Consider the following 26,428-nt stretch of genomic DNA (forward strand, 5'->3'; position numbering starts at 1 on the left):
ATATAATAAATTTGGTGGTGTTTCAAAAAGTATGCTGACATTAAATGAAGCCATTATTGATGTAAAAAAAGGTTAAGTTGAAAGCTTTAAAATGGTTTTCAATCTTTTTTGAAAAATTACAACTCCTTCTAAAACCGCGCCTAATGTGATGCCTTATCTTGCAATTATTACCTTCAATACCTACAGTAAAAAATTTTCCAATACTTTGCTTGCAGTTTTTAAAAGCAGTTATGAAACTGTCCCAATGATCACTTGCAATTCGGGTGTAGTGAATACCTAATTGTTTAAGCTTTGTCTTCAATCGTTGAACTGTAGCTAAGTCTCTTTTACCCCAAACACAAGCAAATAGCTTAACGATTTACTCATTGATAAAAACTGGGCATTCATAGCAACAGCATGCTATTGACTTGACTAATGATTAAAATAAAAATGATTCTCATTAATTTTTAATATGGACTCTCACGATGTCTATTTATATTGATTCACACAAGGCTGTGCTGAAGCAGGTAGGTAATCTATTTGTAAATATGCACTCGCCCCTACCCAATCACCATCTCAATCAATTTAATTCTTCAGATGGGGATGGTTATAGTGAAATCTATGATTTTGGAAAACTCTGTGTAGGTAAAGGTAAATATTGGGTTGATCGGCCATTAAAGATGAGTGCTGAGTCGCCAAGCAATGCTTTTGGAATCACCATGTTATTGTCAGGGACACATCATATTAAGAATCACCGTAGTAATCATGAATACCAGATTCGCTCACCTATGATTATCCTAAGAAAAGGAAGCCTAGGTTTACAGACTATCTATCTTCAAGAACACAAAAAAATGGCTTTAATTACATTAGATTTTAATGAAACTTTTCTAGAAATTATGCAAACTAGTTTTCAGCATCATGATTTGGCAAAATTTTTCTTAGCGGATCCCAATCCTGCACTTAAAACCATCAATATTCCGAATAAAAATGTACTTCATCAGGCACATTATTTATTAAATCTTCCTCCTGCACAGTCATCTATTGATTTATTGCATTTAGAAGGGGCAGCTTTAGAGCTGATGAGTCTGTTATTGGATCAACATAGCAAGTCAAATCAAATTCCTGCCCCTATTCATAAGAGTATTATGATTTTAGAGTCAGAATTTGAACAAAAAATCACAATTCGAACTTTAGCTAAGCGTGTCGGTATAAACGAATGTGATTTAAAACGCCTATTTAAAGAATATACAGGAAAAACAATTGGTCATTATTTACTGGAAACTCGCATGAAACATGCTCAAATATTATTGAAAGATGGTGTTTCAGTTGAAAATGTAGCTAATCAGGTTGGTTACAGTAGCGTACAATATTTTAAGCAAATTTTTGAACAGCATTTTGGTTATAGTTGCTAATTATGTTTCCATATTTAGCCGAGTACTTTTATGTATACACTTTATAGCGCTTAGGTTTTTACCCGATTAAATACACATTAGATATTTTTTAAATGTCTTTCATTTAATTTTTACTTGAAAATACAATCCATGATTCTATCGTTTTTCGCTTTACTAATTTTTAAAGGCTAAATAGATGATAACAATAGGAATAATAAAATTGATCAGAAAAAGGGGAATTTCTTCCACAAAGTCATACCCTAAACTTATACTGTGATACATATTCCAACTGACTAAGCATACCCAAAGTGGCAGAAAAATCGGTAATCGCCCCTAAAAACAATAGTATCTAAAACCCAAAAAATAAAGTAAATTACTAAAAAAATAAATGCTTTTGGTGGTAATCCTCCCTCAAGATCCTGATCTTTCCTGGATATCCCAACCCTAAAATTTCCTGGTAGAGCACAACAGCAGGAATCCATTCAGGATGAGCTGCGTTTACCCGTTGGAGTAAATAGGGTTTATATGGGTCAAGGATACTTATTCTAGGCTGTATACGCTGATACTGAGGTGTGGTGTTTACGTACGGTATTTCTGGACACCCCTAGTTCACGACTAATGGCTTTAATAGATTTACCTTGTTGATGAAGTATTTGGATTGTCACTGCTTGCTCCAAAGTTAACATGTTGAGCAGTCCAAAATGACCGCTATATTAACCAAGGGGGTCAGTTTTTAAATGCCATTAGGGGGTCATTTTTACACTGCCGCTAACATTAGAACTCTTTCAGCCTATCCTCAAGTTATTTATCACCCTGATCTAAATATTGAGCAAGTCGTTTACCTAAAAATTGATTGTTCGCATAATGGTTCCTTAAAAGAAATTTGCTTAAATTTCTTCCGAGCATTAGATCAAGTCCTTGATACTCAATATGAGAAGCAATATGGGCTAAAACGCTACAACATTCAGGCATTACTCACTAAAATGTCACAACTAGCGAATGCTCATGCATTAGGGCTATTGGTCATTGATGAGATCCAGCATTTGAGTCGCTCAAAATCTGGTGGTCCTCAAGAGATGTTAAATTTCTTTGTCACAATGGTAAATACTATTGGTGTACCTATCATGTTAATTGGTACACCTAAAGCCAGAGAATTTTTTGAGGCTGACTTTCGCTCAGCACGTAGAGGAGCTGGTTTTGGCGCTATATTCTGGGAGCCATTACAAGAATACATTGATAATCAGCTTAACCCTGAATGGATAGCTTTTACAGATAAGCTTTGGAAACAGCAATTACTTAACCAAAGAGATGAGTTCCTATCAGATAATATTCGACATATTTGGTATGACTTGAGCCAAGGCATTATTGATATTGTAGTGAAGTTATTTGTTCTTGCCCAATTAAGAGCTATTGCAACAAATAAGGAACGAATTACATCTAAGCTGCTGCAACAAATTTATAATGAAGAATTGAAACCTGTACACCCCATGCTAGATGCTTTACGATCAGGAAATATTGAGAAAATTTCACGCTATTCTGATTTAGTTATCCCTGATATGGATCGTAAAATTTTTGATCTTCAACAAAAAATCAAAAGTATACCTGTTGATAAATCATCAGAAGATTTTTTTAGACAATTGGTTACTGAGGATGAGCGTCGTATTTATACTATGTTCAAAGATGAATATAAGCCCCAACACCTGATCGAATGTATCAAGACTGCATATCAAGAGCAGCCGACAGCTTCACGCCAACAGATTATTCCAATTATTTTTAACTTATTATCTGCTGATAGCTATTCATCAAGTGATATTGTTAAATTAATACCCCAAAAATCAGAATACTTAAAGCCTAATCAATGGGATACATTGTCCCAAGATGATTTACGCTTTATTCATTCTCAATTGCTCACAGAAAAAGATTTACATAAATCACTTTTAGAAAAAAATTTGATTTTAGAGATAGAGAAAGTTTTATTAAAGACTTGATAATTACTGGACGCTATTTTAAATATCCGATAAAATCGTCTTGTGCCTCTAAAAGACTTTTAAATTAAGTAAAGATTGGTGAATTTATTGACGTGCACACAAAACCTCATCTTCCTTAATAGGTAAGTTAATAAATTTCACTACAATGTAGGGAAAATATTCTCGCCTACTTTACTTTATAAATTTTAATCATTATTTTTTAAAAGCAAAATTAATCATGCACGATTTCAATCTGAATTAATTCAGATTGAAATCAATTATTTTTATTTTTACTTTATCCTAAAAATTATTACGCTGGATTAAATCAAAACTATTAAATTAATATCGCTTATACTTTTAATAAATAGTAAATCTGCTACAATCTAACCATCTTACTTGGATAATTGAGACAATCTAAGTGATCATGGTTTTAGGAAGATTGCTCGCATTCTCAGCAATCTTGTTACAGATTGCTGTTTTTATACAGCCTTTACTTCCAGAGAAATATCAAATTTCTCCTGTCTGTGAAACTATTGTCCATGCACTTCAATTAGATACTTCTCACCATGAGCATAGCTCAGATCATTTTACGCATAATCACTCTCATCAAGAGTTGGATTTTGTTAATCATGATACTGAAAAGCTTAATCATGCACATCTTGAACAAAAAACTTCATCTAGCCATCATCACGATGCAAATCATCAATGTCAGTACTGTGTTGTTTACGCACATGTCGTTCCACTACCAGACATGGGTGTTAAAGAAGTAGTCGTGATAATTCAAGTTCGGTTATTAGCTTTTAAAGAAGCTTTCTTTCATATCTTCTTTCTTTTAAAGCAATTATTTCTGATCCCTCAAGGTCGAGCACCTCCTGTCTCTTTTGCTGTCTAAATTTATTGGCAATTCCTTATTGTTTTGAAATTTAATTAGTTGAAGAGACTAATCGCTATGTTATTACTTTTAAAAAATGCACGTATCTGTGTAGGCACACTCATATCAGAGCATATGCAATCTAGAGCATGCTTTGGATGTGGAGAGTTGCTATGACCTTAGGTTTTACGGCACTTGAGTTAGCACGTATTCAGTTTGCATTCACGGTGTCATTTCATATTATTTTCCCTGCGATTTCTATTGGGCTTGCAAGCTTTCTTGCAGTTTTAGAATGGCGATGGCTTAGAACAAACGACTCTATTTATCATGATTTATTCAAATTCTGGGTGAAAATATTTGCATTATCATTCGGTATGGGTGTCGTTTCTGGTGTCGTGATGAGTTATCAGTTTGGTACAAACTGGAGTGAATTTTCTCGATTTGCAGGAGGCGTTACAGGCCCGTTACTGAGCTACGAAGTTCTAAGTGCTTTCTTCTTAGAAGCAGGATTTTTAGGCATTATGCTTTTTGGATGGGGGCGTGTCGGTAAAAAAGCACACTTTTTTGCCACACTGATGGTCGCCATCGGTACATGTATTTCAATGTTCTGGATTTTGTCTTCAAACAGTTGGATGCAGACACCACAAGGCTTCACGATTGAAAATGGGGTTGTTGTACCTCAAGATTGGTTTGCTATTGTTTTTAACCCATCCTTTATCTATCGCTTATTCCATATGGCACTTGCAGCCTTTTTAGTAGCTGCTCTTCTTGTTGCTGCTACTGCTGCGTGGCACTTGCTCAAAGGCCGTAGAGATGCATTAGTCAAAACATCATTTTCAATGGCGCTTTGGTTAATCCTTATTTTAGCCCCCCTCCAAGTTTTTATTGGTGATGCCCATGGTTTAAATACCCTAAAACATCAACCAGCTAAACTTGCTGCTATGGAAGGCCATTGGGAAACGAACCATGATCATGGGATGCCCTTATATTTATTTGGTATTCCTGATATGCAAGAAGAACGCACGAAATATGCGATTGCAATTCCACATTTAGGAAGCCTAATTTTGACCCATTCCATGAATGGGACGGTGAAAGGATTAAAAGATTTTGCACCTGAAGATCGTCCAAATTCAACAATCGTATTTTGGAGTTTCCGTATTATGGTTGGGCTAGGCATGCTTATGCTCTTCCTTGCAGTCACGGCCCTATGGCTCAGAAAAACAGGCAACCTCTATGAGAGTAAGTGGTTTCATCGCTTTGCAATCCTAATGGGTCCTTCAGGCTTCATCGCGTTACTCGCAGGTTGGTTCACCACAGAAGTAGGACGTCAGCCATGGATTATCTATGGCGTTATGAGGACAAAAGATGCGCTTTCTCCAGTCTCAGCAGAACAGGTGGGATTAACCCTCATTATTTTTGTGATCGTGTATTTTATTGTCTTTGGTGTGGGCATTTATTACATGCTCAAACTCATGCATAAAGGACCTGAGTTTTTACATAACCCACCAGAAGAAATCGGAGGCGTTGGCCATTTTAAAACACCAATGCGCCCCCTGAGTGCTATTGATGAAAAAATTGATGATCAGGATCAAGGAGCATCTTTATGATTGATTTATCTTTAATCTGGATTGTCATTATTGCAGTTGGTGTTTTTATTTACGTGCTACTTGATGGCTTTGATTTAGGTATCGGGATTTTATTCCCCTTTATTAAAAATCAGCAAGAGCGTGATGTGATGATGAACACCGTTGCTCCCGTTTGGGATGGTAATGAAACATGGATGGTTCTAGGTGGCGCTGGTCTTTTTGCGGCTTTCCCTATTGTCTATTCAGCGGTTCTGTCAGCCTTATATTTACCTATCATATTGATGGTAATAGCTTTGATTTTTAGAGGCGTAGCTTTTGAGTTTCGTTTCAAAGCCAATCGAACAAAGTACATTTGGGATAATGCATTCATTTGGGGCTCTATTGTTGCCAGTTTCTTACAAGGGGTGATCTTAGGAGCTTATATTCAGGGTATTGATATTGTTGATAATCGCTACGCTGGTGGTGGCTTTGATTGGTTAACACCCTTTTCATTATTTACAGGTTTGGGTGTTGTAGTCGTTTATGCAGCATTGGGATGTGGTTGGCTCATCATGAAGACTGATGACCTACTACAAAAGCATATGTATAAATTAATGCCCAAGCTTTTGATTGGCTTATTGGTTATTTTCATTGCTGTCAGCATCTATACGCCTATCGCACATCCACAAATTGCTGAGCGCTGGTTCAATCCCACTCAATTGATTTATTTTAGCCCAGTCCCTTTGCTTGTTCTAGTTTGTACCGTTTTAGCGGTACGCTCATGTATTCAGCAAAACCAAGCTATGCCCTTTTTATATACCTTAGGACTCGTATTTCTGGCTTACACAGGATTCTGTATCAGTATTTTTCCTTACATTATCCCGCCCTCAATTACCATTTGGGATGCTGCCGCACCTGCCAATAGCCAGCTATTTGCACTGATTGGCGCACTGATCTTAATTCCAATCATACTTGTCTATACCGCCCTATCATACTGGGTATTCAGAGATAAAGTTCGTGTTGGGGATGAAGGTTATCATTAAAGGAATTTCTAATGAAATTATCTAAATTCCAATGGTTTATCTTGTTATGGCTAGTCGGTTTCTTAAGTTTATTGGTGATTGCCATGAGTTTTAGATTCTTACTTCAACTTGCTTATTAGGTCCTTAGAAAGAAGAGGATATTTATGCATCTACTTCAACAGCACCATGTGAATTTCAATCATGATTTCCCTTATATCGTTAATTTAACATTAGCTCAGGAAATCATTATGGCACGTAAAAAAATGAATATCTCTCAACAACAGTTAGCATCTAAACTTGGCATATCCCCAAGAACGCTAGAAAGTTGGGAAAGAGGTGTTCGGCATCCTTCAAGTTCGGCGCAAGCTTTAATAAAATTGTTTATAAAGTCACCTCAGTTTGTATTGGAAAATCTTGCTTGAAAACAATTAGCTAGATTTGTGAATAGCTTTTATTAGTAACTTATAAATCATTATGAACCGATACATGACCATAAAAAGTGGTCGTATCGGTTTGGAGAAATATTTATGGTAATTGTTATTACATCACAAAACCGGCGTCATATTACTCCCCATGCGGGAAAATGTCGGAAATTTTGGAAATATGAATTAAAAGATGGAGAAGTGACTGACAAACAACTTATCGAAGTTGAAAAGGAGCAATCCTTTTCCCAGTCTGGTGAAGTACTCGAAAAACTGCTGCCTATGGATATATTCGTAACTACGGGAATGGGCGATCGATTACGAGAAAAACTCAGAAATATTGGTGTTCATGTCATGGTAACAGCAGAAATTGAACCAGAACAATTTATCTGCAGTTTAATTTCAACCAAATAAAAGTCTTGATAGAAGCTCTAATTTATCATGAACAAAATAAGAAAACCCTGCATCTGCAGGGTTTTCTTATTTCATTTATTATTGTGAAGTATAAGAACCATCAACTGTATATTGACTGCCGGTCACAAATGAAGCTTCATCAGATAATAGAAAAGCCACTACTTGAGCAACTTCTTCTGGTTTACCCAATCGACCAACTGGATGAAGTTTCACTAATTCTGATTCCTCAAATTCTCCAATTAATGGGGTTTGGATATAACCTGGGTGAACAGAATTTATGCGTATACCTTGATCAGCATACTCCAATGATGCAGTCTTTGTCAGACCAGTCACACCATGCTTCGCTGCAACATATCCTGAAATATTTTTAGTCCCAACTAAACCTAAGATAGATGCGGTATTAACAATCGCACCACCACCAGATTTAAGCATTGCTGGAATCTGATAATGTAGCCCATAAAAAACAGCGTTCAAATTAATATCTATCACTCGACGCCAACCCTCTATACTTAACTCAGCAATCGGATTAACTTCACCTAAGATACCCGCATTATTAAATGCTAAATGCAAAGCTCCAAAGCTTTCCACAGCAAAGTCAACTGCTTGTTTCATTTCCTCTGGACGAGATGTATCCGTTTTATTCGCAACAGCATGACCGCCCGCAGCCATAATTTCAGCTACAACTTTCTCAGCCGCATCAAGATTGATATCTGAAACAACAACTTTTGCCCCTTGCTTAGCAAGAAGCAACGCCGTGCTTCGCCCAATACCCGAACCTGCACCTGTAACTAAAGCCACTTTATTATTAAAGCGTGTTGACATCTTAGACCTCTCTTCTTTATGAAATGAGCATATGAGCCATGCTCGTGCTTGAATCGTCTTACGTCCTATTTCTGCACTTGGATTGCAAATTGAATTACATGACATTTTCCGTTATGTAATTTACCTTCATAGCGCTCCTGCTCTCCGACATAAAAATGATGGAGATGATCATTTTTAAATACCGACAGAATCAGCATTGGGTCGTATAAATAGTTGGTATCTTTGGGGCCACCAGTTCGATAATGGATTTGCTCTTTAGAATAAAGCTCTCCAATAAACCAACCATTGTCTGTCAATGATTGGCGAATCCCAGTGAGTACCTTAAATTGTGTATTTTCATCAAAATGCCCATACGCACACATCACATTTTGATAACGTTCTCTTGGCCACTCGACATCACTGAGATCAATATTTCTAAGTGTAAAATCAAATCCAGCATCTTGAGCTTTTGCAGACAAATGTTGCAAGGCAACTTTTGAGTAATCCCATATTTCTGCCGAAAATGAATCATTTTGCCGTCTTGCTTTATCCGCTAAATAAAGGATATTCCGCCCTTCACCCTCTGCGATAGCAAGGGTTTTTCCCACAATTGGAATTTGATCTGCTATCTGTTGAATAAAATGATTGGGCGAAATGCCATATAGATCCTGTGTTTGCGAATAAAGACTATCCCAATGCTGACTCATATCGCTTTCCAATGATCGAAAAATTAGGCTGTGAATTCTTTAAATGCTTCCAATGCATTCGCTGCATACATCAATGAAGGCCCACCTCCCATATAAACTGCAACGCCAAGCACTTCTTCCAATTCTTGTAATGTTATCCCCATTTTGACTAGGGTTCTGACATGAAAGCCTATACATCCATCACATCGTGCTGCAACACCAATTGCTAAAGCAATCATTTCCTTAGTTTTAGGATCAACAACACCTTCACGCATTGCAACTTGTGACAATTGATTAAAACTCTTCATTAAATCAGGAGAATCCTGCACTAATGTCTTCAAGTTTCCTGAAATGTTTTGGGTTAATTCTTTGTATTTCATAACTCTCTCACTTAAATATCGGTGAATTTGAACTAGACTTTAAACAACAATTTATTTCTCTACTGGATAACCATGTTCTACCCATGCTTGAAAACCTCCTTGAACAGATTTAACCTGAGTAAAACCCATATTCTGCAAAGTATCTGTAGCTAGAGCTGATCGCCCGCCCGTTCCACAAATCAAATAAATAGGCTGATCTTTCAAATGCTCAAGTGCCTGAACAGTATCGCAATGGTGACTGGCAAACGGATGCTGATGTATACGCATTTCTAAAACACCACGTGGATAGTTCACAGCACGATCAATAAAAGCTGCTTGAAATTCTTCGGGTTCGCGGACATCAATGAGAATTGTTTTATGGTTTTTCATGGCTTCAAGTAAGTCTGTGACAGTCACTTCCTGAATTCGGCTTTTTGCCATTGAAATTAATTGATCTGCTGTTTTCATTACTCTTTACCTCTTCCGATCTATAAAAATCTAGTCTCTGATTACGTCTTCATATCTTTAAAATGCTGTTTTAAAATTTATCTTCAGCCTATTGCTTGAACTAAGCCATAGTAACTGTAAAAATTAAATAAAACGCTACGCCTATGACTGTCACAGCAAAAACCTTTTGGATTTGACTATTCTTAACTAAAGGCATCAAACTTCGACCAATCAACATCCCTAACACGCAAGCTAAAACGAAAGTCAGCGTAACTGAGACAGGGTATTGAAAACCATCTAAAATATGAGCAGAAATACTAACGCCACCAATCAGAAAAATAATCATGAGTGAGGTAGCTACAATGCTACGCATATCCAAGTCTGTAAATTTACTGAGTGCGGGTACAATCACGAACCCACCCCCAACTCCAAGCAAACCAGTTAATAAACCTGCGACTATACCTATACCACCAAGGGCCAAAGCCGTCTTTACGTTCCAAATCAAACGCCCTGTCATCTGATTTACTTTACACAGCGCACCTGTATGATGATCATTCACTTTTTTAAAGAAAATCCGATAGGCAACAAATAGCATGACTAAACTAAATGCTAACGTAAGCCATGTCGGAGAAATAACCCCTCCCAGATATACACCATAACGTGCTGAAGGAATGCTGATCAGTGCAATCCATAGTGCAGCACGATACCGTACGATGTGCTTGGACAAACCTTCAAATGTTCCAACCAGCGCTGATAAGGTCACTGCAAGCAAACCTACTGGAGCAGCTTGTGCGACTGTCCACCCTTGACTTGCCATCAGTGCAGGTACTGCCAAAATCCCACCACCTGCACCAGTTAAACCGAGTAAACAACCGATGGCCAAGCCTTCAAGTATTAGCGTCCACATAGCCACTATCCCCTCTTTACCAGAACAACTAAACAAAAGATAAAATTTGTTTAATCTTAAAATTTGCCTACTTGAAGTAATTAAGTGGAAGTTTTAGATAAGAAACACCATTATCTTCTGGCTCAGGAAACTGTCCTGCTTTCATGTTGATCTGTATCGAAGGTAAAATCAGTTCTGGCATGCTTAAAAGCGCATCACGCTTATTACGCATTTCAACAAATTCAGCTTTGGTTGTGCCTTCGTGAACATGAATGTTGTGTTTTTTTTGCGTCTGAATATCCGTTTTACACATGTAAGTATCACGTTTTTCTGGCAAATAATCATGGCAGAGAAATACTCGTGTTTTTTCAGGTAATTGATACAAACTTTGTATGGAATCGAAAAGGGTTGATGCACTTCCTTTTGGAAAATCGCAACGCGCTGTTCCATAATCTGGCATAAACAAGGTATCACCAACAAACACAGCATCACCGATAACATAACTCAAGCAGGCAGGCGTATGTCCAGGTGTAGGAATGTTATATGCCTCAATGGAACCAATCTGGAATTTCTCATAATCCTCAAACAAGTGGTCAAACATCTGCTGAGTATTCCATTGCTTGATATCCAGATGATAGATCGCTGCGAAAGTCTTCTGAACCATCGCTATTTTATGGCTCATGGCAATCTTTCCGCCAAGTGTAGCTTTGAGATACTGCGCCGCAGTTAAATGATCGGCATGGACATGGGTTTCCAAAATCCACTCAACTGTTAAGCCTTGCTCTTTGACATAAGCAATAATCTTATCGGCATGTATGGTCGATGTACTGGCAGATGCAGCATCATAATCCAGCACACTGTCAATAATTGCACATGCTTTCGTTGAAGGATCACTCACCACATAACTAAAAGTATGGGTATCTTCATGAAAAAAATCTTTTACAACAGGTGAATTTGACATGATTAAGCTCCTGTCCACTTACGATGAAGCAAGATGCCTGCAAACATTGAGACAATAAAATACAGAACCTGATAATGCCCAAGACCAATCAAGGTAAAACTGGGTGCAGGACATATCCCAGCAATCCCCCAACCAATACCAAATAAAAGGCTGCCCGAGATCAATTTAAAATCAATTTTATGATTGCTAGGTAACTCAATTGGTTCATTAAATACGGTTTTAGGTGCCTGACTGCGTACCACCTTTTGAAAAGGAATAATTGCAATCATAATCGCCCCAATCATTACAAAAGCTAGGCTTGCATCCCAATCACCAAACAAATCTAAGAAGTTTAGAACTTTTTCTGGATTGGACATCCCTGAAAGCATCAAACCTATAGAAAATAAACCGCCGAAAATGAAAGCAAGAAAATTCTTCATTTAGAAAGCTCCTGTGACATGGCGAATCATATAAACCGTAACAAATCCAGCGAACATAAAACTCATGGTGGCTAGAATAGAACGTTTAGATAAGCGGCTGATTCCACAAATGCCATGACCACTGGTACAGCCTGAACCTAGGCGTGTCCCAAAACCCACCAATAGCCCAGCAATGATCATCATCAACGGACTGGCATTCAATTCAATTTCTGGCTGAACAAATCGCCCATAAATGAAAGGTATAATGATCAAACCTGACATAAACCAAATAGCAGGTGTCTTAAATATCATTTGAGGGTTTAGAATTTGTGCAACTAATCCACTAATTCCGGCAATACGACCATGTACATATAGGTAGCCAACTACAGCTGCACCTAGCAATAATCCACCCATAAAGGAAATCAAATAGTCATACATACAATTCAAATCACGCCAAACAATATACTTATTAATATTATATAATTAAATAATATACAAGTATTACTTTATTTTTTTGTATAATAATAAGATGATTTTTAGGATACGCTTATGAAAACCAATGAATTAAAAATGAAAATAGATCTTTCAAAAGTCGACCTTGTCACTGATTGTCTAAAAGTCTTATCGAATCCTGATCGTCTTAAAATTTTATGTGTCTTAATTGATGGTGAGCTGAATGTTCAACAAATTGAAAAAACCGCTCAGGTATACCAACCAACATTGTCCCAACAACTAACGATACTCAGAAAAAGTAAAATGGTATCGACACGCCGCGAAGGCAAACAAATCTTTTATCAATTTAGTGATATGAGAATATTACAAATCATGCAGACCCTATACGGCTTATATTGTATGAATGACATAGACTCGGACTAGAAATGTTAACTCCCTAAAAATATTTCACATTTGGAATAACAGACTCTTCTGCTAACTTTTCAAGCAAAAAAGTCTGTTACTTTTTTTCAAATCAATTATCTGAAGATTGCTCTAAGTTCTCCCACTCAGGAAATGGATTAACCATAAGTTTCCACTGCTCAGGTCCTCCTGCCATTTCCTCATCCGTCAGTAAACATTGGTCAAACTGTTGGATTAAACTCTGTTCATCCATATCCATTCCAATCATTACAATTTCCTGTCGTGCATCCCCAGTACGCTCATCCCAATTTCTGATGATTTCATCACGGCTTTGCTGATCCTCTGGCCAATGCTCGTCAGGAACCGTTGCCCACCAATAGCCGGCAACACCATGTCTAGCCATTGCACCCGCTTGTGACCAAGAAGCAGCAAACTCTGGGTTTGAAGCCAACCAAAAATAGCCTTTCGAACGAACCACACCTTTCCATTCGGAATTGATGAAATCATAAAAGCGTTGTGGATGAAATGGACGTCTTGCGCGATACACAAAACTTTTAATTCCGTACTCTTCGGTTTCAGGTGTATGTTCCCCACGCAATTCCTTCAGCCATCCTGGGGCTTGAGAGGCTTCATTAAAATCAAAAAGCCCTGTATTTAAAACTTTATCTAAATTGACTTTACCAAATTCAGAAATTTCAATTTTTGCTCGTGGATTAAGTTTATTTAGAATTGCAAATAAACGTTGTTTATCATCCTCATTGATCAGATCTACTTTATTTAAGATGATGACATCACAAAACTCAATTTGATCAATCAACAGGTCAACCACAGTACGCTCATCTTGTTCACCCAACGACTCTCCGCGTTGTTGCAAACTATCATACGAGCTGTAATCTTTTAAAAAATTAAAGGCATCTACAACAGTCACCATGGTATCAAGTCGTGCAAACTCATTCAGTGACACACCATTTTCATCTTCAAAAGTAAAAGTTTCGGCTACGGGCAATGGCTCAGAAATTCCCGTTGACTCAATGACTAATTGATCAAAACGATACTCTTGAGCAAGGCGACGAACTTCTACCAGTAAATCTTCCCGCAAAGTACAGCAGATACAACCATTACTCATTTCTACCAGTTTTTCATCAGTACGGGAAAGTTCTGCGCCACCATCTCGTACTAAAGCAGCATCAATATTTACCTCCGACATATCATTAACAATGACCGCGATACGACGACCTTCGCGGTTATTTAAAATATGATTGAGTAACGTCGTCTTACCTGCACCGAGGAATCCCGACAGCACAGTTACAGGTAATTTGGCTGGAGTGGCTAAAGAATTATCCATTGGCTTTCTCACTTATCTTAATAAAAGGCTTGTTACGTTTGGAAAAACATAAAGCACATTGACCTAATAGCTCTAAACAATGATGTTTAGGGCTAAAATCCTGATGAACAAGTGACTGTTCAATCACTTGAGTAAACTGAGGTGAATCAAGAATTTGAACTGTCTGACACTCTGTACAAATTGTGACGAGTAAGTAATTTTGTTTATTTTTCAATTCATACGCTAAATATTTATTCAATGTATCAAGTCTAAGTATTAAGCCATAGCCTGACAGTTTTTTTAAAATACGATAAATTTGTACTGGAGATTGCAAGCCATAAGGTTTTACCTTTTCTAATAAAGCATAAGCACTTATTGCTTTCTGCTCATTTCGCAAAATTGTTAATACCCTTTGCTGTATCGCACTAAGTTTTAATTCACTCATCTACATTTCCTTTATCATTTCGATTAGATAAAAGCTGGGTGATACAGGGAGATGAGGTACTTCTATGATCCGGTCCCCATGTGCGATATCCAGCACTATCAATATGAATTTGACCAGAAGCATAGACTCCTAGTCCCATATTCAAGCGATCACCATTTTTGACCCAAAATTGACACAAATTTGTTTTTGTTTGCTGAATCGTTGTAAGTTCTTCTGATATTGGCTGTTCTGGACCAATCCTAAAATCGAGTGCAGCATTAAAAACATGTCTGGAAGAATCTGCTCCTTTCGCACAACGATTTAAGGCAGAGTTACGGTAAACAGAAGTGACTGTAAAATCATCAATCACATTGTCATTAATTAATTCCTTCAAAATATTTAAAGTCGGTACGATATTGTTCCAAATTTCTTGCGGTGGAATTTCATATTCAGATGCATGGCAGTTTTGCCAATCTCGCGCTGTTTGAAATAGTTCAAATTCAGGCACTACATTCTGCAAGTCTTGATTTTTTAAAAAAGATTGATAACGATGAACTTGATTTTTATTAAAAGGTTGAGATAACCAGTTCTGATAAGAAGCAGGTGTAATTTTCTGAAGTGTTGGACGAGACTGCACAGATTTATGTTTGAATGTGTCATCTTCTTCCGAAGAGTAGGGTTGCGAAACCAAATGCCGTATTGGTTTTTGACTACATGCGATAAGACAAAAAAGTACCCCGAAAATTAAAAAATGTTTCATTACTTATTTATACCCTAATATCACAGCTCTCAATCTTATTGAGATTGCCTCAGTATTTGTTATGTTATAACATAACAAATATATTTAAAAGCTGTTCTTCTTAATTTAAGTAGGCGGAATGAGATTTTATTTAATAATTTTTTGCAATTTATAGAGGGTTAATAAGGAAAAAATAATGTCTGATTTGTATGTTTATAACGCTGAAACTCGCTCAAAAGAGCACTTTGAGCCCATCGTAGCAAACGAGATCAAGCTCTATGTCTGTGGAATCACCGTTTATGACTACTGTCATATTGGACATGCCAGAACCATGATTGCATTTGATTTGATTGTGCGTTTTTTAAGATCACAGGGCTGGAAAGTAAAATACATTCGTAATATTACGGATATCGATGACAAGATTATTCATAAAGCACAAGACAACCATGAATCCATCGGCGAATTGACGGATCGCTTTATTCAGGCAATGCATGAAGATTTTCAGACATTAGGCTGCCTTTCTCCAGATGCCGAGCCTAAAGCAACCGATTCAATTCAGGATATCCAACGAATCATTCAAACCTTAATCGAGAAAAAATACGCCTACCAAATAGCAAATGGTGATATTTATTTTTCCATTGAAAGCTATCCTGACTATGGGCGATTATCTGGTCGAAAATTAGCAGATATGCAAGCAGGCGCTAGCCAACGTGTCAGTTTAGAAACAGAAAAACATCATCCTTTTGATTTTGTACTCTGGAAAGCTTCAAAACCCAATGAACCTTTTTGGCAATCGCCTTGGGGAAATGGGCGACCAGGTTGGCATATTGAATGTTCGGCAATGTCAATGTGTCATCTTGGCAACCATTTCGATATTCATGGCGGTGGGGGTGACTTAATTTTCCCACATCATGAAAATGAAATTGCGCAGAGTGAAGCTGCAACTGGAGAAAAATATGTAAATTACTGGTTGCATACAGGCTTCATCAATGTCAATGGAGAAAAAATGTCGAAATCATTAGGTAATTTTCTCACCATCCGCGATGCATTCAAGTCTTATCATCCTGAAGTCATTCGCTTATTAATGATGAGTTCTCATTATCGGAGTCCTATTGATTTCTCTGATCATATTTTAAAAGATACACAAAAAGTATTGTCTCGATTCTATCAAGCAATTTACCACGCACAACCCTTTATCGCATCAAAAGATGATGCTATTAAAACAGAACTAAATAGTAATCCTTTTATACAAAAATTTAATCAAGCCATGAACGATGACTTTAACACCCCTGAAGCACTCGTCATTTGTTTTGACTTATTAAAGCAGCTGAACATAGCCTTAAAAGAAGAGAGCCCAGAAAAAGTTATTAAAAATTATCAGTTACTTCTTTGGATCGGCAATATTCTAAATATTTTTCAGTATGATCCTGAGAAAATATTAAAGCACTCAGCTAGTGAACAAGATTCACCCCTTTCTGAGCAGGAAATCCAAGAAGCGATTCTGGCAAGAAATACAGCACGAAGCAATAAACAATATGCTTTAGCAGATCAAATTCGACAGAAATTGCTTCAAAGTGGCATCCTTTTAGAAGATACCCAGACACAAACAATTTGGAGACTCAATCAATAATGAATGATGTTTACTTATTAAGATTCATCCTTCCTACCTTTATCAAATACGGATTACACATATGGCAATTAGCAATCAAGACCTGAGAAAAGCAGGACTAAAAGTCACTCTTCCGCGAATAAAAATTTTAGAAATATTGGAAAACTCAATTCCTCACCACCTGAGTGCCGAGGATATTTATAAAAAACTATTGGAGCAAGATGAGGATGTTGGACTAGCAACGGTCTATAGAGTCTTAACTCAATTTGAAATGGCGGGTATTATTCAACGCCATAACTTTGATCACAATCATGCTGTATTTGAGATAAAGCAAAATACCTCGCACGATCATCTTGTCTGTCAAGAAACAAACCAAATCATTGAGTTTAAAAATGAGGAAATTGAAAAATTGCTTCTAGATATTGCAACAAAGCATGATTTTCAACTCACAGGACATTCTCTGATCTTATTTGGATATTCTAGAAATTCAACCAAGTAAAATAAAAATCGACTATTTATCAGTTCTTATCACAAGCATACTAGAAATAACACCTATTAAGTGTTATGTTATAACATAACACTTAAAACTTACTTTCAATTATGAATGCCTTGCAGCTCCCAGATGTCTCATCTGAACCTTTTCTGAATATGCATGCCTATAGTCTCGATTGGGTCGGAATGGAGAATATCGCCTTACCTATTCACATTCAAAATACACTGTGCGCAAGTAAAGTGAATGCCTATGTCAGCTTAGATGATCCTCAGGCTAAAGGTATTCATATGTCTAGACTGTATACTCGACTGTTGGAACTCCATGCCCTACCTGACCTAACTTTAAGTAAAATTTATCAAACGCTTCAAGATTTTTTAGCGAGCCATACTGAGCTCTCTCAACAAGCCCGCCTTGATATTCAAGCGGAGTTTAATTTAGAACAACCTGCTTTAGTCAGCGCACTATCGGGCTGGAAAAGTTATCCATTTAGCTTATCCTGTAAGTTAAGTGAGCATACTTTTGAAGCAGAATTAGCAATAGAAATCACCTATTCCTCAACCTGTCCTTGTTCTGCTGCTTTAGCACGTGACCTCATTCAAAAAAGCTTTCAAGATGCCATTGATACAAAAAAAATAAATCCACAAAACACCGATGAAGTTATGGCGTGGTTAGGTACAACAGATGCGATTGTAGCAACTCCACACAGCCAAAGAAGTTTTGCTCAGCTACGTTTTAAATTAGACCCTTGTTTACAATCCATTCCAATTCGGCAATTCATTTCACATGCAGAACAAGCCTTGACAACACCTGTTCAGACAGCTGTCAAACGCGTAGATGAGCAAGCATTCGCATTAGCAAATGGTCAAAATTTAATGTTCTGTGAAGATGCTTTACGCCGCTTATACCACGCATTTGTCAACTACTCAGGTATTTCAGGATTTAACTTCAAAGTCATCCATGCTGAAAGTTTACATGCTCACGATGCAGTCGCTCAGGGATCATGGCAATGGTAGGTTCAACAGTTTTTCTAGACATTGAACAAGGAAAGATGGGGCAATGTTATGAACTGAAAAGCATTATTGATGCTATTCCCTGGAACAAGGATGGACTAATCACTGCCATTGCCCAAGATGGACAAAGTAAAGATGTCTTAATGCTTGCTTGGATTAACCGTGATGCACTACTTGAAACCCTAAATACAAGACAGGTTTGCTATTGGTCTCGCTCGCGGAAGTGCTTATGGCGAAAAGGCGAAAGTTCAGGACATCGTCAAAAACTCATTGAAGCCAGACTTGATTGTGACGGTGACAGCATCCTTTTTTTGGTCGAGCAAACTGGACCAGCCTGCCACACTAATCGCCCCAATTGTTTTTATCTTGGATTAAACACACAACACGCCACAATTTTAACTCAGCCCATTATTTAGCTAATTTATATAACATTGAAGACATTACCATGATTCGTAAAAATCCAACTGGTCATCTCCCTGTCATTGACCAATCCGCTTATATTGATCAGACCGCAATTATTTGTGGAAAAGTCATTATTGAAGCGAACGTATTTGTCGGTCCTTATGCGGTGATCCGTGCAGATGAAGTGGATGAAAATGGCGACATGCAACCCATCATCATTGGTGAAAATTCAAATATTCAAGATGGTGTTGTCATTCATTCAAAAGCAGGTGCACAAGTCACGATTGGAAAAAACTCATCCATCGCCCATCGTTCGATTATTCATGGTCCATGTGTGGTTGGTAACCGCGTATTTGTCGGCTTTAACAGTGTCTTATTCAACTGTAAAGTCGGTGATCATAGTGCCATCCGTCATAATGCAGTTGTCGATGGTCGCGATTTACCTGAATCATTTTATGTCCCTGCGATGAGCTATATCAATGCCCGAACCGACTTAAGCCTATACCCACCGATCGATATTTCTATCAGTGAATTTTCTGAAAGTGTGGTGAGCACTAATATTGAGTTAGTACAAGGTTATAAGGCATTACAAAATGAATTTTAGACAACTCCCAAATCTCATCATACGTAATGCGAATATAGTTAATGAGGGGCAGCAACAAATCGGTGATGTCCTTATTCAGCAAGGCCGTATTCGTAAAATACAATCTAATATAACGGGTATCCACAATGCCAAGAGCATCGAGGCTGATGGCGCATGGTTACTCCCAGGCATGATTGATGATCAAGTCCACTTCCGCGACCCAGGCTCACCACAAAAAGGGAGTTTTACCTCAGAATCTTTGGCAGCTGCGATAGGTGGAATTACCAGCTTTATGGATATGCCGAATACCAATCCTGCTACATTGGACTTAACTGCACTACACGATAAAAAAGCAATTGCAGCTCAACATAGCATAGCCAATTATGCATTTCACTTTGGGGTAAGTGCACAAAATTTAGATATTGTTGAAGCGCTTGATCCTAAATTGGTTAGCGGCGTGAAAGTTTTTATGGGAGCATCAACGGGTAATATGTTGGTTGATGATCCAAAAATTTTAGAGCGCCTATTTGCGAATGTACCCACTATTTTATTAACACATTGCGAATCCACGCCCCGGATCAAACAGCTGGAAGAGTTTTATCGTGATAAATATGGCGAAGATATTCCAGCAAACTTACATCCTAAAATTAGGGATAAACAAGCCTGTTTTGAAAGCTCTCGATTAGCCGTATCACTCGCTGAGGAATTTGGTACACAGCTACATGTGTTGCATCTGACGACAGCAAAAGAGCTTTGCTTATTTAAAAATTTACCATTAGATAAAAAGCATATTACTGCTGAAGTATGTATACATCACTTAACTTTTGATGAGTCTGATTATGCAGATTTAGGACATTTAATTAAATGTAATCCAGCAATAAAAACTGCCAGTGACAAGCATACCCTCATTGATGCTGTCGCCAATAGTGAGCGTTTAGATATTATTGGCACAGACCATGCGCCGCATACTTGGCAAGAAAAACAGCAAACTTATTTTAATGCCCCTTCAGGGTTACCGATAGTTCAGCATGCCTTACCCGCATTATTAGAATTAGTGGCAGATCAAAAGCTATCAATTGAAACGCTGGTAAGAAAAACTTCTCATCAAGTTGCCGATTTATTCCGTATTAAAGATCGAGGCTATATCCGCGAAGGCTATTGGGCTGATTTAGTCCTCATCCGCGAAAATCAGAAAAAACAATCAGTAGCTGAACAGACTAATTTTATGCGTTGCGGCTGGACACCCTTCCAAGAGAAAACGTTCCGCTATCTGGTGGATACAACCATCATTTCTGGTCAACTCGCATGGCACCAACAGCAACCTTATCTTAACTGTCAGGGTCAAGCCTTAGAAATTGACCGCTAATCTGCAATAACCCAACCTGTATTTAGACGACTCTACATGAATATCCAGCTTAATTTCCTTGGTTCAGCACAGCATCTTCAACTTGAGCAACCAATGTCGATTTTTGAAACCTTGTCCCGTTTCAAAATTCAAGGCTATAAAAAAGCTTTTCTCGCCAAAATTGATGCTCATTTCGTTGATGTGCATCATGTCATCCAACATGACTGTCACATCGAACTTTTCAGTCTGAACGATGACAATAATTTAAATCTACTACGACACTCCTATGCTTATTTATTAGCACAGGCTGTCCATCAGTTATACTCTGCTGCTCAACCTGTAGAATATCAAATTACCAATCAAGGTATTTATTATGATTTCGCCGATACGCCGCATTTTAATCAGGATGATTTACAACAAATTGAACTGAAAATGCATGAGTGGGTACAACAACATTTAGATATTCGCACTGAAAAGATTACAGCCGATCAAGCAGCTAATTTTTTTAAACAGCAAGATTTGGATTTTAAGTATCAATACTTAAAAAATACGAGTAACTCAAGCGACTTATTTTTCCATCAAAATAATGATTTCTCAGACGTTTACTTATATCCACTTGTTCCAAATACTGAATTTTTAGAATATTTTAAAGTGACTCATGTTTCTGGTGCATATTGGCAAGGCGACGCTACACAACCGATGTTACAGCGGATTTATGTCACATGTTGGGCTGACCAAAAACAATTAAAAAAACATTTAAAGCAAGTTGAAGAAGCCGCAAAACGAGATCATCGCAAATTAGCACAACAACTTGATTTACTACATTTTGATGATAAAGCACCAGGTGCCGTGTTCTGGCACGCGAAAGGATGGAAATTATTTCAGTTATTATCAGATTATTTACACCAGCAACAAGATGATGCGGGTTATATCGAAGTTAATACTCCCGATGTCATGGATCGTGAACTTTGGGAAATTTCGGGACACTGGCAAAACTATCAGCAGCATATGTTTACCACCGTCACTGAAGATCAGCGAAGTTATGCACTTAAGCCTATGAGTTGTCCTGGCGCAGTTTGTCTATATGCACATGAATTAAGAAGTTATCGTGACTTACCATTACGTATGGCGGAATTTGGTAAAGTTCATCGCTATGAGCCATCTGGATCTTTACATGGATTAATGCGTGTTCGTCATTTTACCCAAGATGATGCCCATATTTTTTGTACTAACAGCCAGCTTTTATCTGAATGTAAAAATACAATTGCCCTCATTTATAAAATTTATGAGCAATTTGGCTTTAATGAAGTTTCGCTTAAATTATCGACAAGGCCTGATCATCGTGTCGGCACGGAAGAAATTTGGGATTTCTTAGAAAATACACTAAAACAATCTCTCGAACAGCTTAATATTCCTTATACATTAAATATCGGTGAAGGTGCATTTTATGGCCCTAAACTTGAATTTACCTTAAAAGATGCCATCGGTCGTGAATGGCAATGCGGAACAATTCAGGTTGATTTAAATTTACCAGAACGTTTTGATATTCATTACATTGATGAAAATAATGAAAAACAACGGCCTGTGATGTTGCACCGTGCTTTATTTGGATCTCTTGAGCGCTTTATTGGTATTTTGATCGAGCATTATATGGGGCACTTCCCATTTTGGCTTGCACCTGTCCAAATCGCAATTTTACCGATTACAGATGTACAACATGATTACGCCAAACAAGTCCAAGAATCACTTAAACAGAATGGTTTTAGGGCAACATTAGATTTAAGTCAATCAAAATTGAACTATAAAATCCGTGAAAATACGCTACAAAAAATACCTTATCTGATCATTGTTGGGGAGCAAGAAATGCAACAATCATCTGTTCGAATACGTGCGCAAAATGGTCAGGATTTTGGGAATCTCCTGACTACAGATCTGCATGATTTTTTTACGAATCAAGCACATTTTGTGAATTGATTGCTTATGTGGCATCAAACACATAATCAGGTTAAAAATTTACGGCAGGAAAAGAAGATTTTTAACCTGAGAACCTATTTTGCAATGGCTCTAGTGGGAATTTGTTTTGCTGTCTTGATCATTAGATATCGTTATTTGCAACTCTATCAGCATCAACATTTTCAAACTATTTCAGAATCTAACAGAATTCGTTTACAGTCAATTCCACCTGCGAGAGGAAATATTTACGATCGTAATGGAATATTACTCGCCCATAATTATCCTATTTTTTCAATTACTGTAAATAAAGCTCAATATCCAAAAATAAACAATTTAATCAATATGTTACAACCAATATTAAATTTATCAGCAGAAGATATTGGACAAGTTCAAAAACGTTTTAAAGATGCACGAAAAACTGACCAAGTCATCATTAAATTCCATCTTACTGATGAAGATATTGCACGATTTAGTGAAGTTAAATATCAATTTCCTGATGTTGAAATTGCAACCCAAATGACACGAATTTATCCTTATGATGATTTATTTGCTCATTTAATTGGCTATGTGGGACGAATTAATGATAAAGAGCTAAAAGTTATTGATAAAGATAAATATGCAGGTACAAACCTGATTGGTAAAATCGGTATAGAAAAATTTTACGAACAACTTCTACATGGGCAAAAGGGTCATGAATCTGTTGAAGTCAATGTACATGGGACAGTTTTAAAACATTTAGAACATCAACCTGCAATTCGTGGCAATGATCTCTATCTTTCACTTGACTTTCATTTACAGAAGTTTGCATCGGAACAACTTGCACAGAAACGTGGAGCGATTATCGCCTTAGATCCTCGTAATGGTGAAGTGCTGGCAATGGTATCTAGCCCAAGTTTTAATCCGAATTTATTTGTGACGGGTATTAGCCATAAAGATTATCACAATCTCAATGAGAATCTTGATATCCCCTTGTGATAATGTATATTCTCTTCTTGAGACCAATCTTACTATCCTTATTGTATGCCAAAGGGTGATGTGGGCTGCACAATGAAAATGGCGAGCTATAAGGTTAGCATTTATGCAAAACTTAGTTTTTCCATCAGGATTATCTGTCCAAAGAGCAAAAAAACGCGCTAAAGAACTTGTTAAAAGTAAGCAAAAAACCAAAATGATGCACTTGATGCAATTTCTTTAAAAGAAGTGAATAAGCCATGGGCTCTAGCAATGGCTCAGCTTAAACAAAATTCAGACTCATCAAATTATTTAATCACACGTATTGATATTGCAAGAGTCTTAGAGCAAGAACCTTTATTAACAGCTAATGGCTTTGGTCATGCTGATACTTACCATGAATCTTTTTATAAAAGACACACTTTTCATGATTCAAAAGCAGAATATATTCAGCATTTTCATGCAAGCCAAGCCAAGAAATATTAAGAAACTCAATTGATGAATGCCAACGGTGCTGTATGTACTTACAACATTTAAAAAAGTTAAAGTCCGTCCGTTATAATTTGGGGAGTTACGGGTTAAAACATAGTGTCGAAAGATATCATCGTAAGTTAAATCAATTCAATGATGCGTATGTATCTAATGGTGCATTAATTTGTGCTGCGATTCATATGGGTTTTTCGATCATGCGAAAAGATCATTTAAGCCCTAATGTTTGGATTTTCGCTAGTGTACAATCAGACATAATAGTATGGGAAAGGCTGCTTGAAGAACAAAAGTCTTTCCTTAGTTTCACACAACAGAGACTTTTTGAGAAAGTGAGCAAGAATACTGATCAGATCAGTATTCTTTAGTTTAGAACTATATTGTTAAATTACAAATTAGAGTCTCAGACTCAGTTTAAGACTTTAATGTTAATCCAGCAATCTCAATTAACGTTAAATTATTGATTATGAATGAAGGCTAGTTTAGAACTATATTGTTCAAACACAAAGGCATCACCTGCTTTAATAACTGATTTATTAAGCCCGATATGCATTAATTGCCTATTGGGCTTTTTATAGCTCTACAGCTTTTACAGACAATTTCTCAGATAACAAAGAAAAAGTAACGTCCGCAACTTCCAACGGGTCTGAACTGGTCCAAATAATATGATTCCCCTCATTTGGACTTTCAGAACTTAAATGATATTGATTGAGCTGCCGTATTAATTGCGCTGTCACAGCTTCCGAAGGCTCAATAATTTGAATATCACGGCCTACAATTTCCTGAATCGTATCTGAGACAAATGGATAGTGTGTGCATCCTAAAATAATCGTATCGACTTTTTGCTCGACCAACGGCGCCAAAATATTTTTTAAATAATCTTTAACTTCCGCGGTATGTGCTTTGCCCGTTTCGATTTTTTCAGCTAAGCCAATACAAGGCACTAAAGACACTTTAATATCTTGCGCATACGTTTCAATTAAACTTTTTAAATTTTTACCCTTTACCGTGGTGGCAGTTGCCAAAACCGCAATATGCTTACTTTGAGTGATTGCTACTGCCGGTTTTACGGCGGGTTCTATTGCAATAAGTGGCACATTAATTTGCGCTCTAATCGTTTCAATCGCTACAGCCGTCATGGTGTTACAAGCAATTACGATCGCTTTGCATTTGCCCTGAGCAACTAAGTTTGAAATTAAATGCGTGGTTCGTGAAACAATCCAGTCGCTTTCTTTGTCTCCATACGGGACATATTTCGAGTCAGCGAAATAGATAATGTCTTCATTCGGAAGGGCCTGCCGAATATGCTTAAAAAGAGACAACCCACCTAAACCAGAATCAATCATTCCAATCGGGTTGTTATTGTTATTCATGGTTTGTCCTGCATTTCATATATTCAGAAAAATTTTTTCATGGTTGCCAAGTCGTTGAGCACGACTTTGGGCTGAATGGTTTTTAATTTTTCAGCCGATGTATAACCCCAACCTACCGCAGCAAAATCAATGCCTGCCTTATGTGCAGCTTCGCCATCCGTGGTTTGGTCGCCGACATAAATTGCTTGGTTTTTACTTACATCCAAAATGTTGAGAACACGCTTAATTCGCTTCGCTTTGCCAAATATAGACGAGCCACCATCAATATGACTAAAAAGCTCACAGAGTTCTTTACCCAGTACATTTTGACAGTTTTCTTTAGAGTTTGAAGTAATAATTGCGAGCGTATATCCCTGCTTATGCAGTTCAATTAAGTGGTCCCGCATGCCTTCGAACAGATGAATTTCTTCATCTCTTTCTTTCATTAACCGAATGAAGTCTTTGGCAATCCAAGGCAGTTTCCACCTAGAAACATTCATCTCTTTCATAATTTCTCTAGGCGTAAGTTGTTTGTAGTACTCGACTTCGTGAAGGCTTACCGATTTAAACTTATACTTTGCAGAAAGTTGATTTAAAACGCTTAGAAAAAAATGAAAGGAGTCGACTAAAGTGCCATCTAAATCAAAAATAATAGCCTGATATTCTTTTAGGTTTTTTTCCATTTCTAGTTTCGAAAATATATTTTTTATTATTATATTCTGTTTTCTATTGG

At 37.3% G+C, this 26,428-nt stretch carries 29 protein-coding genes and 3 pseudogenes; 17 read left to right on the plus strand and 15 right to left on the minus strand.

Features of this window, described 5'->3' with window-relative positions; all coding sequences use genetic code 11:
- Window positions 1-40 precede the first annotated feature (40 nt).
- Window positions 41-352, minus strand: a pseudogene (locus EGS71_RS12340) (IS1 family transposase); the annotation flags it as partial.
- A gap of 112 nt (window positions 353-464) precedes the next feature.
- Here EGS71_RS12340 and EGS71_RS12345 point away from each other — a divergent pair.
- Complete coding sequence (locus EGS71_RS12345) at window positions 465-1,391, plus strand: helix-turn-helix transcriptional regulator (RefSeq protein WP_000029752.1); 927 nt, start codon at window positions 465-467, stop codon at window positions 1,389-1,391.
- 385 nt (window positions 1,392-1,776) lie between these two features.
- Here EGS71_RS12345 and EGS71_RS12350 read toward each other — a convergent pair.
- A pseudogene (locus tag EGS71_RS12350) lies at window positions 1,777-2,056 on the minus strand (helix-turn-helix domain-containing protein); the annotation flags it as partial.
- A gap of 51 nt (window positions 2,057-2,107) precedes the next feature.
- On the opposite strand from EGS71_RS12350, the gene EGS71_RS12355 reads away from it, so the two are divergent.
- The 6 genes from EGS71_RS12355 (at window position 2,108) to EGS71_RS12380 (ending at window position 7,631) form a co-directional block, all read left to right on the plus strand.
- Window positions 2,108-3,358, plus strand: coding sequence for an AAA family ATPase (locus tag EGS71_RS12355; RefSeq protein ID WP_001128124.1), 1,251 nt, complete (start codon window positions 2,108-2,110; stop codon window positions 3,356-3,358).
- A gap of 403 nt (window positions 3,359-3,761) precedes the next feature.
- Window positions 3,762-4,229 carry a DUF2946 domain-containing protein gene (locus EGS71_RS12360; protein ID WP_002009562.1) on the plus strand — a complete coding sequence of 156 codons (468 nt, stop codon included), beginning with the start codon at window positions 3,762-3,764 and terminating at the stop codon, window positions 4,227-4,229.
- A gap of 152 nt (window positions 4,230-4,381) precedes the next feature.
- Window positions 4,382-5,815, plus strand: coding sequence for a cytochrome ubiquinol oxidase subunit I (locus EGS71_RS12365; RefSeq protein WP_000172113.1), 1,434 nt, complete (start codon window positions 4,382-4,384; stop codon window positions 5,813-5,815).
- Entirely contained in the window at window positions 5,812-6,816 is a 1,005-nt protein-coding gene (cydB, locus tag EGS71_RS12370) for a cytochrome d ubiquinol oxidase subunit II (RefSeq protein ID WP_000566427.1), read from the plus strand. The genes EGS71_RS12365 and cydB overlap by 4 nt, the downstream gene beginning before the upstream one ends.
- Before the next feature lie 143 nt (window positions 6,817-6,959).
- Window positions 6,960-7,217, plus strand: coding sequence for a helix-turn-helix domain-containing protein (locus EGS71_RS12375; RefSeq protein ID WP_000550447.1), 258 nt, complete (start codon window positions 6,960-6,962; stop codon window positions 7,215-7,217).
- A gap of 105 nt (window positions 7,218-7,322) precedes the next feature.
- Window positions 7,323-7,631 carry a NifB/NifX family molybdenum-iron cluster-binding protein gene (locus EGS71_RS12380; RefSeq protein WP_002009598.1) on the plus strand — a complete coding sequence of 103 codons (309 nt, stop codon included), beginning with the start codon at window positions 7,323-7,325 and terminating at the stop codon, window positions 7,629-7,631.
- Window positions 7,632-7,709: 78 nt separating this feature from the next.
- On the opposite strand, the gene EGS71_RS12385 is transcribed toward EGS71_RS12380, so the two are convergent.
- The 8 genes from EGS71_RS12385 to EGS71_RS12420 form a co-directional block, all read right to left on the minus strand.
- A complete protein-coding gene (locus EGS71_RS12385; protein WP_000107465.1) occupies window positions 7,710-8,453 on the minus strand; it encodes an SDR family NAD(P)-dependent oxidoreductase in 744 nt (247 codons plus the stop codon).
- A 65-nt stretch (window positions 8,454-8,518) separates the two neighbouring features.
- Window positions 8,519-9,139, minus strand: coding sequence for a methyltransferase domain-containing protein (locus tag EGS71_RS12390; protein WP_000077925.1), 621 nt, complete (start codon window positions 9,137-9,139; stop codon window positions 8,519-8,521).
- 23 nt (window positions 9,140-9,162) lie between these two features.
- Window positions 9,163-9,498 carry a carboxymuconolactone decarboxylase family protein gene (locus tag EGS71_RS12395; protein ID WP_000875385.1) on the minus strand — a complete coding sequence of 112 codons (336 nt, stop codon included), beginning with the start codon at window positions 9,496-9,498 and terminating at the stop codon, window positions 9,163-9,165.
- A 51-nt stretch (window positions 9,499-9,549) separates the two neighbouring features.
- Window positions 9,550-9,945, minus strand: coding sequence for a rhodanese-like domain-containing protein (locus EGS71_RS12400; RefSeq protein WP_000844633.1), 396 nt, complete (start codon window positions 9,943-9,945; stop codon window positions 9,550-9,552).
- Between the two features lie 100 nt (window positions 9,946-10,045).
- Window positions 10,046-10,831, minus strand: coding sequence for a sulfite exporter TauE/SafE family protein (locus EGS71_RS12405; RefSeq protein ID WP_000269848.1), 786 nt, complete (start codon window positions 10,829-10,831; stop codon window positions 10,046-10,048).
- 67 nt (window positions 10,832-10,898) lie between these two features.
- Window positions 10,899-11,771 carry an MBL fold metallo-hydrolase gene (locus tag EGS71_RS12410; RefSeq protein ID WP_000071898.1) on the minus strand — a complete coding sequence of 291 codons (873 nt, stop codon included), beginning with the start codon at window positions 11,769-11,771 and terminating at the stop codon, window positions 10,899-10,901.
- A gap of 2 nt (window positions 11,772-11,773) precedes the next feature.
- Window positions 11,774-12,190: a DUF6691 family protein gene (locus tag EGS71_RS12415; RefSeq protein WP_000787781.1), complete on the minus strand. Its 417-nt coding sequence runs from the start codon at window positions 12,188-12,190 to the stop codon at window positions 11,774-11,776.
- Complete coding sequence (locus tag EGS71_RS12420) at window positions 12,191-12,607, minus strand: YeeE/YedE family protein (protein ID WP_002009552.1); 417 nt, start codon at window positions 12,605-12,607, stop codon at window positions 12,191-12,193.
- Between the two features lie 111 nt (window positions 12,608-12,718).
- On the opposite strand from EGS71_RS12420, the gene EGS71_RS12425 reads away from it, so the two are divergent.
- Window positions 12,719-13,045: an ArsR/SmtB family transcription factor gene (locus EGS71_RS12425; protein WP_000855862.1), complete on the plus strand. Its 327-nt coding sequence runs from the start codon at window positions 12,719-12,721 to the stop codon at window positions 13,043-13,045.
- A gap of 91 nt (window positions 13,046-13,136) precedes the next feature.
- Here EGS71_RS12425 and zigA read toward each other — a convergent pair whose 3' ends face one another.
- The 3 genes from zigA to EGS71_RS12440 are packed head-to-tail and all read right to left on the minus strand — an operon-like array spanning window position 13,137 to window position 15,532.
- Window positions 13,137-14,369, minus strand: coding sequence for a zinc metallochaperone GTPase ZigA (gene zigA / locus EGS71_RS12430; RefSeq protein ID WP_000370506.1), 1,233 nt, complete (start codon window positions 14,367-14,369; stop codon window positions 13,137-13,139).
- The gene (locus EGS71_RS12435) at window positions 14,362-14,793 is read right to left on the minus strand and encodes a Fur family transcriptional regulator (RefSeq protein ID WP_001292492.1); all 432 of its coding nucleotides are present in this window, start codon (window positions 14,791-14,793) and stop codon (window positions 14,362-14,364) included. Before EGS71_RS12435 ends, zigA begins: the two co-directional genes overlap by 8 nt.
- Entirely contained in the window at window positions 14,786-15,532 is a 747-nt protein-coding gene (locus EGS71_RS12440; RefSeq protein ID WP_000680180.1) for a D-Ala-D-Ala carboxypeptidase family metallohydrolase, read from the minus strand. Before EGS71_RS12440 ends, EGS71_RS12435 begins: the two co-directional genes overlap by 8 nt.
- A 175-nt stretch (window positions 15,533-15,707) precedes the next feature.
- On the opposite strand from EGS71_RS12440, the gene cysS reads away from it, so the two are divergent.
- From cysS to EGS71_RS22785, 9 genes and pseudogenes are all read left to right on the plus strand, one after another.
- On the plus strand, window positions 15,708-17,141 hold the full coding sequence (cysS, locus tag EGS71_RS12445; protein WP_001281837.1) for a cysteine--tRNA ligase: 1,434 nt from the start codon (window positions 15,708-15,710) through the stop codon (window positions 17,139-17,141).
- A gap of 61 nt (window positions 17,142-17,202) precedes the next feature.
- The gene (gene fur / locus EGS71_RS12450) at window positions 17,203-17,619 is read left to right on the plus strand and encodes a ferric iron uptake transcriptional regulator (RefSeq protein WP_001018319.1); all 417 of its coding nucleotides are present in this window, start codon (window positions 17,203-17,205) and stop codon (window positions 17,617-17,619) included.
- A 101-nt stretch (window positions 17,620-17,720) separates the two neighbouring features.
- Complete coding sequence (gene folE2, locus EGS71_RS12455) at window positions 17,721-18,626, plus strand: GTP cyclohydrolase FolE2 (protein ID WP_000993031.1); 906 nt, start codon at window positions 17,721-17,723, stop codon at window positions 18,624-18,626.
- On the plus strand, window positions 18,620-19,039 hold the full coding sequence (hisI, locus tag EGS71_RS12460) for a phosphoribosyl-AMP cyclohydrolase (protein ID WP_000233115.1): 420 nt from the start codon (window positions 18,620-18,622) through the stop codon (window positions 19,037-19,039). The genes folE2 and hisI overlap by 7 nt, the downstream gene beginning before the upstream one ends.
- A gap of 29 nt (window positions 19,040-19,068) precedes the next feature.
- On the plus strand, window positions 19,069-19,629 hold the full coding sequence (locus EGS71_RS12465) for a carbonate dehydratase (protein WP_000619803.1): 561 nt from the start codon (window positions 19,069-19,071) through the stop codon (window positions 19,627-19,629).
- The gene (locus EGS71_RS12470; protein WP_001011435.1) at window positions 19,619-20,974 is read left to right on the plus strand and encodes a dihydroorotase; all 1,356 of its coding nucleotides are present in this window, start codon (window positions 19,619-19,621) and stop codon (window positions 20,972-20,974) included. The genes EGS71_RS12465 and EGS71_RS12470 overlap by 11 nt, the downstream gene beginning before the upstream one ends.
- Window positions 20,975-21,010: 36 nt before the next feature.
- Window positions 21,011-22,927, plus strand: coding sequence for a threonine--tRNA ligase (gene thrS / locus EGS71_RS12475; protein ID WP_001025617.1), 1,917 nt, complete (start codon window positions 21,011-21,013; stop codon window positions 22,925-22,927).
- Window positions 22,928-22,933: 6 nt separating this feature from the next.
- Window positions 22,934-23,878, plus strand: a pseudogene (locus EGS71_RS12480) (penicillin-binding transpeptidase domain-containing protein); the annotation flags it as partial.
- A gap of 252 nt (window positions 23,879-24,130) precedes the next feature.
- Window positions 24,131-24,343 carry a hypothetical protein gene (locus tag EGS71_RS22785; protein ID WP_002009568.1) on the plus strand — a complete coding sequence of 71 codons (213 nt, stop codon included), beginning with the start codon at window positions 24,131-24,133 and terminating at the stop codon, window positions 24,341-24,343.
- 572 nt (window positions 24,344-24,915) lie between these two features.
- Here the strand turns inward: EGS71_RS22785 and murI are convergent.
- Window positions 24,916-25,716 carry a glutamate racemase gene (gene murI / locus EGS71_RS12490; RefSeq protein WP_001063716.1) on the minus strand — a complete coding sequence of 267 codons (801 nt, stop codon included), beginning with the start codon at window positions 25,714-25,716 and terminating at the stop codon, window positions 24,916-24,918.
- A 23-nt stretch (window positions 25,717-25,739) separates the two neighbouring features.
- Window positions 25,740-26,378 (minus strand): HAD family hydrolase, encoded by a 639-nt coding sequence (locus tag EGS71_RS12495; protein ID WP_000414395.1) that lies wholly within the window; start codon window positions 26,376-26,378, stop codon window positions 25,740-25,742.
- Window positions 26,379-26,428: the final 50 nt, after the last annotated feature.

The organism is Acinetobacter sp. FDAARGOS_559 (genome assembly GCF_003940475.1).
GTDB lineage: Bacteria > Pseudomonadota > Gammaproteobacteria > Pseudomonadales > Moraxellaceae > Acinetobacter > Acinetobacter baumannii.

Excerpts from the sequence above, each read along its gene's own strand:
- EGS71_RS12345 (WP_000029752.1), top strand. The coding sequence starts at position 465 with ATGTCTATTTATATTGATTCACACAAGGCTGTGCTGAAGCAGGTAGGT.
- EGS71_RS12355 (WP_001128124.1), top strand. The coding sequence starts at position 2,108 with ATGCCATTAGGGGGTCATTTTTACACTGCCGCTAACATTAGAACTCTT.
- EGS71_RS12360 (WP_002009562.1), top strand. The coding sequence starts at position 3,762 with ATGGTTTTAGGAAGATTGCTCGCATTCTCAGCAATCTTGTTACAGATT.
- EGS71_RS12365 (WP_000172113.1), top strand. The coding sequence starts at position 4,382 with ATGACCTTAGGTTTTACGGCACTTGAGTTAGCACGTATTCAGTTTGCA.
- cydB (WP_000566427.1), top strand. The coding sequence starts at position 5,812 with ATGATTGATTTATCTTTAATCTGGATTGTCATTATTGCAGTTGGTGTT.
- EGS71_RS12375 (WP_000550447.1), top strand. The coding sequence starts at position 6,960 with ATGCATCTACTTCAACAGCACCATGTGAATTTCAATCATGATTTCCCT.
- EGS71_RS12380 (WP_002009598.1), top strand. The coding sequence starts at position 7,323 with ATGGTAATTGTTATTACATCACAAAACCGGCGTCATATTACTCCCCAT.
- EGS71_RS12385 (WP_000107465.1), bottom strand. The coding sequence starts at position 8,453 with ATGTCAACACGCTTTAATAATAAAGTGGCTTTAGTTACAGGTGCAGGT.
- EGS71_RS12390 (WP_000077925.1), bottom strand. The coding sequence starts at position 9,139 with ATGAGTCAGCATTGGGATAGTCTTTATTCGCAAACACAGGATCTATAT.
- EGS71_RS12395 (WP_000875385.1), bottom strand. The coding sequence starts at position 9,498 with ATGAAATACAAAGAATTAACCCAAAACATTTCAGGAAACTTGAAGACA.
- EGS71_RS12400 (WP_000844633.1), bottom strand. The coding sequence starts at position 9,945 with ATGAAAACAGCAGATCAATTAATTTCAATGGCAAAAAGCCGAATTCAG.
- EGS71_RS12405 (WP_000269848.1), bottom strand. The coding sequence starts at position 10,831 with ATGTGGACGCTAATACTTGAAGGCTTGGCCATCGGTTGTTTACTCGGT.
- EGS71_RS12410 (WP_000071898.1), bottom strand. The coding sequence starts at position 11,771 with ATGTCAAATTCACCTGTTGTAAAAGATTTTTTTCATGAAGATACCCAT.
- EGS71_RS12415 (WP_000787781.1), bottom strand. The coding sequence starts at position 12,190 with ATGAAGAATTTTCTTGCTTTCATTTTCGGCGGTTTATTTTCTATAGGT.
- EGS71_RS12420 (WP_002009552.1), bottom strand. The coding sequence starts at position 12,607 with ATGTATGACTATTTGATTTCCTTTATGGGTGGATTATTGCTAGGTGCA.
- EGS71_RS12425 (WP_000855862.1), top strand. The coding sequence starts at position 12,719 with ATGAAAACCAATGAATTAAAAATGAAAATAGATCTTTCAAAAGTCGAC.
- zigA (WP_000370506.1), bottom strand. The coding sequence starts at position 14,369 with ATGGATAATTCTTTAGCCACTCCAGCCAAATTACCTGTAACTGTGCTG.
- EGS71_RS12435 (WP_001292492.1), bottom strand. The coding sequence starts at position 14,793 with ATGAGTGAATTAAAACTTAGTGCGATACAGCAAAGGGTATTAACAATT.
- EGS71_RS12440 (WP_000680180.1), bottom strand. The coding sequence starts at position 15,532 with ATGAAACATTTTTTAATTTTCGGGGTACTTTTTTGTCTTATCGCATGT.
- cysS (WP_001281837.1), top strand. The coding sequence starts at position 15,708 with ATGTCTGATTTGTATGTTTATAACGCTGAAACTCGCTCAAAAGAGCAC.
- fur (WP_001018319.1), top strand. The coding sequence starts at position 17,203 with ATGGCAATTAGCAATCAAGACCTGAGAAAAGCAGGACTAAAAGTCACT.
- folE2 (WP_000993031.1), top strand. The coding sequence starts at position 17,721 with ATGAATGCCTTGCAGCTCCCAGATGTCTCATCTGAACCTTTTCTGAAT.
- hisI (WP_000233115.1), top strand. The coding sequence starts at position 18,620 with ATGGTAGGTTCAACAGTTTTTCTAGACATTGAACAAGGAAAGATGGGG.
- EGS71_RS12465 (WP_000619803.1), top strand. The coding sequence starts at position 19,069 with ATGATTCGTAAAAATCCAACTGGTCATCTCCCTGTCATTGACCAATCC.
- EGS71_RS12470 (WP_001011435.1), top strand. The coding sequence starts at position 19,619 with ATGAATTTTAGACAACTCCCAAATCTCATCATACGTAATGCGAATATA.
- thrS (WP_001025617.1), top strand. The coding sequence starts at position 21,011 with ATGAATATCCAGCTTAATTTCCTTGGTTCAGCACAGCATCTTCAACTT.
- EGS71_RS22785 (WP_002009568.1), top strand. The coding sequence starts at position 24,131 with ATGGCTCAGCTTAAACAAAATTCAGACTCATCAAATTATTTAATCACA.
- murI (WP_001063716.1), bottom strand. The coding sequence starts at position 25,716 with ATGAATAACAATAACAACCCGATTGGAATGATTGATTCTGGTTTAGGT.
- EGS71_RS12495 (WP_000414395.1), bottom strand. The coding sequence starts at position 26,378 with ATGGAAAAAAACCTAAAAGAATATCAGGCTATTATTTTTGATTTAGAT.